Annotated in this window: 7 protein-coding genes; all 7 read right to left on the bottom strand. The window is 69.1% G+C overall.

Features of this window, described 5'->3' with window-relative positions; all coding sequences use genetic code 11:
- A partial coding sequence (locus AC31A1_RS42450) for a DUF3492 domain-containing protein (protein WP_489658418.1) occupies nt 1-324 on the bottom strand: 324 nt, incomplete at its 3' end.
- A gap of 325 nt (nt 325-649) precedes the next feature.
- The gene (locus AC31A1_RS42445; RefSeq protein ID WP_489658417.1) at nt 650-2275 is read right to left on the bottom strand and encodes a dipeptide ABC transporter ATP-binding protein; all 1626 of its coding nucleotides are present in this window, start codon (nt 2273-2275) and stop codon (nt 650-652) included.
- Entirely contained in the window at nt 2272-3270 is a 999-nt protein-coding gene (locus tag AC31A1_RS42440; RefSeq protein WP_489658416.1) for an ABC transporter permease, read from the bottom strand. Before AC31A1_RS42440 ends, AC31A1_RS42445 begins: the two co-directional genes overlap by 4 nt.
- On the bottom strand, nt 3267-4373 hold the full coding sequence (locus tag AC31A1_RS42435) for an ABC transporter permease (RefSeq protein ID WP_489658415.1): 1107 nt from the start codon (nt 4371-4373) through the stop codon (nt 3267-3269). The genes AC31A1_RS42440 and AC31A1_RS42435 overlap by 4 nt, the downstream gene beginning before the upstream one ends.
- A 4-nt stretch (nt 4374-4377) precedes the next feature.
- On the bottom strand, nt 4378-6096 hold the full coding sequence (locus AC31A1_RS42430) for an ABC transporter substrate-binding protein (protein ID WP_489658414.1): 1719 nt from the start codon (nt 6094-6096) through the stop codon (nt 4378-4380).
- A 203-nt stretch (nt 6097-6299) separates the two neighbouring features.
- Nucleotides 6300-6392 (bottom strand): Ms4533A family Cys-rich leader peptide, encoded by a 93-nt coding sequence (locus tag AC31A1_RS42425; protein WP_366433810.1) that lies wholly within the window; start codon nt 6390-6392, stop codon nt 6300-6302.
- Nucleotides 6393-6448: 56 nt separating this feature from the next.
- On the bottom strand, nt 6449-7576 hold a 1128-nt coding region (locus AC31A1_RS42420), incomplete at its 5' end, for a DUF3152 domain-containing protein (RefSeq protein WP_489658413.1).

Genomic DNA, 7576 nt, shown 5'->3' with positions numbered 1-7576 from the left:
CCCTTCCGCCACCCCCGAGGAGGCCTGGCCGTCCCCCTCGCACAGCACGGCCGCCAGCTCGTCGTAGCACTCGGCGAACCGCCTGCGCGCGCGGCGCCCGAGGGTCACACCGTCGTCCTCGGCGGTCCACAGCGGCGCGGTGCGCACCCGACTGACCTGGGGTGGCAGTTCGAGCCAGCCCTCGTCCTCCTGGCGCTCGCTGCGGCTGAGCGCGTAGATGTCGAACTCGTGCTGCCCGAGCCCGCGTACGAGCCGGTCGCACCAGAGTCTGGCGTCACCGCTCACATACGGATAGCCACCCTCCGTAAGCAGTCCTATGCGCACGGGTACACCCCCGATCTCCCATATGGGGAGCCGCCGTTGACCCGGCGGCTCGCAGCGGGACGAACGTATGCGGACAAGGCGGTGGCGCGACGGACGGTTGTCCATCGCGCCACCAAAAGGGGTGAACGGGCGTAACTTTCCCGTGCAGGTCGCGTTCCGTCGCGCTAAGAGATCAATCGCGCACGAAACGTCAGACCGCTGCCGCGTCGTCGCTACGGTGCCGTAGCGACGAGCTCGTCACGTCGTGGGGACGGCACAGTCCTGTCGTCGCGACGGGACCGTCCCGTCGTAGGGACGGCACCGTCCCGTCGTCGCGACGCGACCGTCACGTCGTCGCCAACTCCCTTCGGACCGCCCTGCGCTGGGCCGCGACCTGGGGATCGAGGGCCGGTACGGCGGCCAGGAGCTGCTTCGTGTACGGGTCCTGGGGTGCGTCGTAGACCTCGTCGGCGGGGCCTTGTTCAACGATCCTCCCGCGGCGCATCACCGCGACCCGGTCGCTCACCTGGCGGACGACCGCGAGGTCGTGGGCGACGAACACGAGCGCGAGGCCGAGTTCGCGCTGGAGTTCGCCGAGCAGGGCGACGACCTGGGCCTGTGTGGTGACGTCGAGCGCGGAGACCGGCTCGTCGCACACGATCACGCGCGGGTCGGCCGCGAGCGCCCGTGCTATGCCCACACGCTGGCGCTGGCCGCCGCTGAACTCGTGCGGGTAGCGGTCGTAGTGCGCCCCTTCGAGCCCCACGCGCTCCAGGAGTTCGCGTACGCGCCCCCGGATGCTCTCCTCGTCGCGTTCTCCACGCGCGCGGAGCGGGTCGGCGATCGACTCGCCCACGCTGCGGCGGGGGTTGAGGGAGGAGACGGGGTCCTGGAAGACCATCTGCACGTCGGGGCGGACCCCGCCGCCGGGCTTGATCTCGCCGGCCGTCGGCTTCAGGAGCCCGACCAGCATCCTGCCCAGCGTCGTCTTGCCGCTGCCGCTCTCGCCCACGATGCCGAGGGTCTCGCCCCGGTGGATCGTCAGCGACACGTCGTCCACGGCCGCGAACGCCCGCTTCCCGCGCCCGAATTCACGCCGTAGGCCCGTCGCCTCCAGGACGACGTCCGCGGGCGCCGTGGATGCCGCCAGGAGGGCGCGGGGCGCGTCCACGCGCGGGACCGCGCCGAGCAGGTCGCGGGTGTACGCCTCGGCCGGCTCCCCGAGGACGGTGCCCACCGGCCCGTGTTCGACGGCCCGCCCGTGCCGCATGACCAGGATCTCGTCGACGCTCTCGGCGGCGACACCCACGTCGTGCGTGACGAGCAGCAGCCCCAGGCCGGTCTCCTCGCGCAACGTGTGCAACAGGTCCAGGATCTGGGCCTGGACGGTCACGTCGAGCGCGGTCGTGGGCTCGTCGGCGATCAGGAGGTCGGGCTCGCACGCCAACGCCATGGCGATGAGGGCGCGTTGCCGCATCCCGCCGCTGAACTCGTGCGGGCGCGAACGGGACCGCCGTACCGCGTCCGGAATGCCGACCCGGTCCAGTACGTCGACGGCACGCGCGCGTGCGGCCCGACGTGACACACGCGTGTGCACCCGATAGACCTCGGCTATCTGGTCGCCGATCGCGTAGTACGGGTCCAGGGACGACAGCGGGTCCTGGAAGACCATCGCGGCCTTACCACCACGCAGCCGGTGCAGGTCCGCGTCGGACGCCTCCTGTACGTCGATGCCGGCCACCCGTACCGAGCCGCCGACGTCGGCCCCCGTGCCGCGGTGCAGCCCCAACAGGGCCGAGGCGACCGTGGACTTGCCCGAGCCGGACTCGCCGACGAGGCCCAGCGCGGCGCCCTTCTCCAGCCGGAAGGAGAGGCCGTCCACGGCCCGCAGGGAACCGAACCCGACCGTCAGGCCGGTCACTTCCACCAAGACGTCCGCCGAGGCGTCCGTCGAGCCGTCCAGCGAACTCATGCGAGCACCACCCGTCGGTCGGCCACCGCGTACAGCACGTCCGCGACGGCGTTGGCGATGACCACGAAGAAGCCGATGACCAGGACCATGCCGACGACCACCGGCAGGTCGACGACATTGACGGCGTGGACGAGTTCCTGTCCGATGCCGGGCAGCCCGAAGAGCGTCTCGGTGAGCACCGCGCCGCCGACCGCCGAGCCGACGTTGTTGGCGTTGAGCGCGATGATCGGCGCGAACGCCCCGCGCAGCGCGTGCCGCCCGATGATCGACCGTTCACCGACGCCGTACGCGCGGAAGGTGCGGATGTGGTCCTCGGCGAGCGTCTCCAGCATCGACGCCCTGGTGAGCCGGGCGAACGTGGCGGCCTCGATGAGGGCCAGGGAGAGCCAGGGCAACAGCAGGTTCCAGGCCCACTGTTCGGGGTCGTCGGTGAGGCCGACGTACTGCGGGAAGGGCAGCAGTTGCAGCTGCCCGCAGATGACGATCATCAGCACCAGGCCGATCACGAACACCGGGGTGGCGACGCCCGCGAGGGTGATGCCGGTCAGCAGGCGCTCCGTGAACCGGCCGCGCCGCCACGCCGACAGGATGCCCGTGCCGACGCCGAGGATCAGCCACAGCACCATCGCGCCGAACACGAGCGACAGGCTGACCGGCAGCTTCGCCAGGATCAGCTGGGTGACCTGTTGGTCGCCCTGGTACGACTGCCCGAGGCAGGGCGCCGAGCAGTGCTCCACTGAGGTGCCCGTGGAGTAGTCCTGGCCGACGAGGATGCCCTGGAGGAAGTGCCAGTAGCGGAGGTACAACGGGTCGTCGAGCCTCAACTGCTGCGCCACCTGGTGCACTTGCTCCGGGGAGCAGCGCGGGCCGCAGGTGATCTGGGCGACGTTCCCTGGGGTGACGAAGAAGACCACGTAGACGATCACCGAGATGGCGAACAGGGTGATCACGGTGCCGATGGCCCGGCGCAGGACGAAGCCTCCGAAGCCGCTCATGCCGGGTCCTCCTTCCCGCCGTTGGCGTCGGCCGACTTGATCGTATTGATGCTCGGATCAACTGTTGACTGGCCGGAACTGGCGTCCACCGTGACCTTCTTGCCGCTCGCGTCCGCCTTCGCCTCGCGCTTGCGGCCCGTGCCGACGCGCAGGCGGGAGGCCGCGCGGGGGTCGAGGGCCGTGCGGACGCCGTCGCCGAGGACGGTCAGGGAGAGCACGGTGACGAAGAGGGCGCCGGCGGGCAGCAGCAGGTACTGCGGGGCTGCCTGGTACCAGACGTCGGCGGCGGTGAGCATCTGGCCCCAGGAGGGCGTCGGCGGCTTCACCCCGACACCGAGGAAGGACAGCGCGGCCTCGGCGCTGATGTTCATCGGGAAGAGCAGCGCGGAGTACGTGATGACGGGCGCGGCCAGGCCGGGCAGCAGTTCGCGGCGGGCGATGCGCCAGGTGCCCCAGCCGCTGAGCCGGGCGGCCGCGACGTAGTCGAGTTCCTTGAGGGTGAGCGTCTGGGCGCGCACGATCTTCGCGACGTTGCCCCAGGCGATCAGCCCGATGACTCCCGCGACCAGCAGGGGCCTCGGGAAGCTGTTGGGCACGATCGCGAGCAGCGCCAACGACATGATCATCAACGGCATCGCCACGATGATGTCGGTGATCCGGCTCAACAGTTGATCAACCCATCGGTTGCCGAGCCCGGCGGCGACACCGATCACGACCCCGATGAAGACCTGCACGACGGTCGCCCCCAGGGCGACACCGAGGGAGACGCGGGCGCCGTACGCGAGCCGGGCGAACAGGTCGCGGCCGGTCTGCGGTTCGACACCGAGCCAGTGGTCGCCGGTGATGCCCCCGAAGGAGCCGGTCGGCACACCTCCGCGCGCGGAGTCGATGAGCGAGGGGTGGTAGGTGAAGGGGTCCTGGCCCTCGATGGCGGTGAGCAGCGGCGCGGCGAGCGCGACCAGGACGAGCAGGGCGACGACGACCGCCGCGACGAGGGCGGCGCGCTGCACACGCAGCCGCCGCCAGAACTGACGGGCCCCCGAGACCGCCGGGACGGAGAGGTCCGTCCCGGCGGTCCGGGAGGCGACAAGTGCCTCGCTCATGGGGTTACTTGACCGCGACCTGGGAGATGTCCAGGACGCCGGTCCAGTCGCTGATCACGACGTTCTTGATGTCCTTGCCGACGAGTCGCTTGTAGACGGGGTGGAACAGCGGCACGGTCAGGGCCTGCTCGCCGATCTTCTTGTCCAGTGCACCCCACCGCTTGGCTGCCTCGTCAAGATTCGTCAACTTGTTGATCGCGTCAATCTCGTCATTGACCGACTTGTCATTGAGCATGCCGTTGTTGAAGTTCGCGCCGTCCTTGACGATCTGGCGGCCGTCGAAGATCGGGGCGAGGAAGGGACCGCCGGAGGGCCAGTCGGCACCCCAGTGGGCGAGGAAGAAGCCCGGTTCGGTCTTGACGCTGTGGATCTTGTCCTTGTAGTCGTTGATCTCCAGGCCCTGGAGCTTGACGGTGATGCCGGCCTTCTTGAGCGCGTCCTGGATCGCGGTCGCGATCTCGGGGCTGGTCTCGAAGTCCTTGTCGTTGGAGTGCGTCAGCGTGACGGTGATCCCCTTCGGGTAACCGGCCTCCTTGAGCAGCTCCTTGGCCTTCGCCGCGTTGCCGGACGCGCCCGCCGGGAAGAGGTCGTAGGGGTCGTACCCGAAGGACTTCTGGTTCGGCAGGAAGGTGGTCGCGGCCTCGGCCAGCGACGAACCGCCCGCCGCGTTCACCACCGACGAACGGTCGATGGCGTACGCGATCGCCTGCCGCACCTTGACGTTGTTGAACGGCGCGACCTTGGGGTTGAACGCGATGTAGTTCGTGTAACCGAAGTGCCCGGTACCGACGCGCGCGGCGAGCTCCTTGTCGCCCGTCACCTTGGCGAGCTCGGCAGGCCCGAGGTTGGTGTCCGTCGTGACCGCCGCGGCGTCCGCACCCTGGGACGCGGACAACCGCTGGTTGATCACGGACGAGTCGAGTCCGGACTTCACGTCGATCTTGTCCGGGTAGGCCTTGCGCTCGGAGTCCGTGGCCGTGGACCAGTACTTGTTGCGCTCCAGGACGATCGTCTCACCGTCGTTCTGGTTGCTGACGACCTTGTACGGGCCGGACGAGACCGGGTGCTCCTCGTACTTCGTCCCCGTGTCCTTCCCCTTCGGGACGGGCGTGAACTGCGTCTGCGTGGCGAGGTACGGGAACTCGCCCTCCGGCTTGTTCAGGTGGAAGACGATGGTCCGGCTGTCGGGAGTCTCAATGGCGCTGAGCCCCTTCTTGTCCTTGTACGGCCCCTGGTAGTCGGCAGCGCCGACCAGCCAGTCCCGCAAGTAGGGCGCGCCGCCGGAGAGTTCGGGGGCGAAGGAGCGCTCGATGCCGTACTTGATGTCGGCCGAGGTGATCGCGGTGCCGTCCTCGTACTTGAGGCCCTTCTTCAGGGTGTACGTCCACACGGTCGCGTCCTTGTTGGGGCGCCCGGTGTCGGTGGCGAGGTCCGGGACGACCTTGGCGCCGGCCGCGCCGTTCTCGCGGTTGCGGGTGGTGAGCGTACGGAAGACGAGGGAGGGGACGTTGCCGCCGCCTGAGGTGTACAGGCGGGCCGGGTCGAAGTCCTCCTGGGGCTGCGAGTTCAGGACCGTGAGCGTGCCGCCCTTGTGGGGCGTGGAGTCGCCACCGGAGCCCTTGGCATCGTTGTCCTTCGGTCCGCAGGCGGCGGCGCCCGCTGCCACGGCCAGGCTGACGGATGCCACGGCCACGCGCCGGGCTATGACGGACGGTTGACGCATCGGAATGACGACCTCTCGGGTGACTTTCGAGGATCTCGCGGGGATTTCCCGGAGAACTCTCGAATGGTGAGACGGATGGACGAGGAGTGAGACGGGAGTGAACAGCCGTCTGCCCCGGCGTCAGGTCGTCGAAAAAACCCTGCCAAGGTCATACGGCAAGGGCATGGTGGTGCGGGTCGCGACACAAACGCCAGAGGCGGTGTTCAGCGACAGAGAATGTCGGCCACGCAGAGCGGGGTCACGCCGATGAGCGCCAGCTCGATGCCGGCGCGGTTCGGAACATGACTAGACCACATGCCCAAAAATATGATGGAAGTTGCGGCTCGTGTCAATGTGACATAAGCGTCGCCCGTCAACTGCCCGGGTACGGCCAGGGGTTCGCCAGGCAGTGGATCCCGTCGTGATCGAGGAACTTGGTCTGCTGCTGCATGACGGGCGCCAACTCGCCGTCCTTGTCGCAGGTGACGTGCCCGTAGCCGAGACGATGACCGACTTCATGGTTGATCAACATCTGTCGATACGCGTACATCTTGTCCCCATATGTTGACGATCCCTGTGCCCATCGATACGCATTGATCATCACGCGTTCGGTGGCCGCCGAGTCGCACGACACATTGTCCTCGGTGGTGTCGAGCCCGGACTTGGCACACCACGTGGCGGTGGTACCAGGGCTCGCGAGGGTGATCACGAAGTCCGGTTTGCCCGTGTAGATGCGCTCGAAGGTACGGGCGCCGTTGTGGGCCCAACTCCGCTTGTCGTTCAGCGTCTTCTGCACGGCCTGCGCGAAGAGAGTCCCGTCGAGCCCGAGCCCCTGCTCGACATCCACGCGGTACGTGTACTTGCGCCCCTTGCCCGGCGCCCTGTCGACCCCGGGCACCGCGTCGAACTTGTCCGGCCCCTTGAGCTTGGCACTCAGCGGGTACTTCTCGGCCATCTTCTGGGCGTACGTCAAGGTCACCAGGCGCGGCGAACCGGACGGGCTCGCCTGCGGCGAGGCCGTCTCTCTGGCATCCCGGGCCCGATCGGTCGCCGCCTGCGACCGCGCACCGTCGCCGTCACCGTCCTTGGCGACCTGCCCGGCGACGATGACGGCCAGCACGGTGGTGACGGCGGCGGCCGCGATACCGGTGTACGTCCGTCCCTTACGGCCCTTGGCGCCCCCGGGCACGGAGCCGGGGTCGGCAGGGGGCTCGTCGGCGTCGCTCTCGGGGGTCCGGGTGGTGACGGAGCCGTACGGGTCGGAGGGGTGCGTCGCGACGCCGGTCCGGGGTGCGAAGGCGTCGTCGTCCGCGTCCACTTCGAATGCGTCGACGTAGTCCTGCCGGGGACTACGACCGGCCTGCCCACCTCGCCGGGGACCCGCTTGAGGGGCCTGACGCTGCCGCGGGATGGGCAGCCCCGGGCCCGAACCGGAGGCGGTACCGGCGACGGGGATGTGGGGCATGCCGGGGGTACCGGGTGCGCCGGGTGGGGCCTGAGA

It is taken from the genome of Streptomyces sp. P5F9, from assembly GCF_057961495.1.
The sequence above is the reverse complement of the archived record's forward strand: the minus strand, read 5'-3'. Positions and strand labels throughout refer to the sequence as shown.

Excerpts from the sequence above, each read along its gene's own strand:
- AC31A1_RS42445 (WP_489658417.1), bottom strand. The coding sequence starts at position 2,275 with ATGAGTTCGCTGGACGGCTCGACGGACGCCTCGGCGGACGTCTTGGTG.
- AC31A1_RS42425 (WP_366433810.1), bottom strand. The coding sequence starts at position 6,392 with ATGTGGTCTAGTCATGTTCCGAACCGCGCCGGCATCGAGCTGGCGCTC.
- AC31A1_RS42440 (WP_489658416.1), bottom strand. The coding sequence starts at position 3,270 with ATGAGCGGCTTCGGAGGCTTCGTCCTGCGCCGGGCCATCGGCACCGTG.
- AC31A1_RS42430 (WP_489658414.1), bottom strand. The coding sequence starts at position 6,096 with ATGCGTCAACCGTCCGTCATAGCCCGGCGCGTGGCCGTGGCATCCGTC.
- AC31A1_RS42435 (WP_489658415.1), bottom strand. The coding sequence starts at position 4,373 with ATGAGCGAGGCACTTGTCGCCTCCCGGACCGCCGGGACGGACCTCTCC.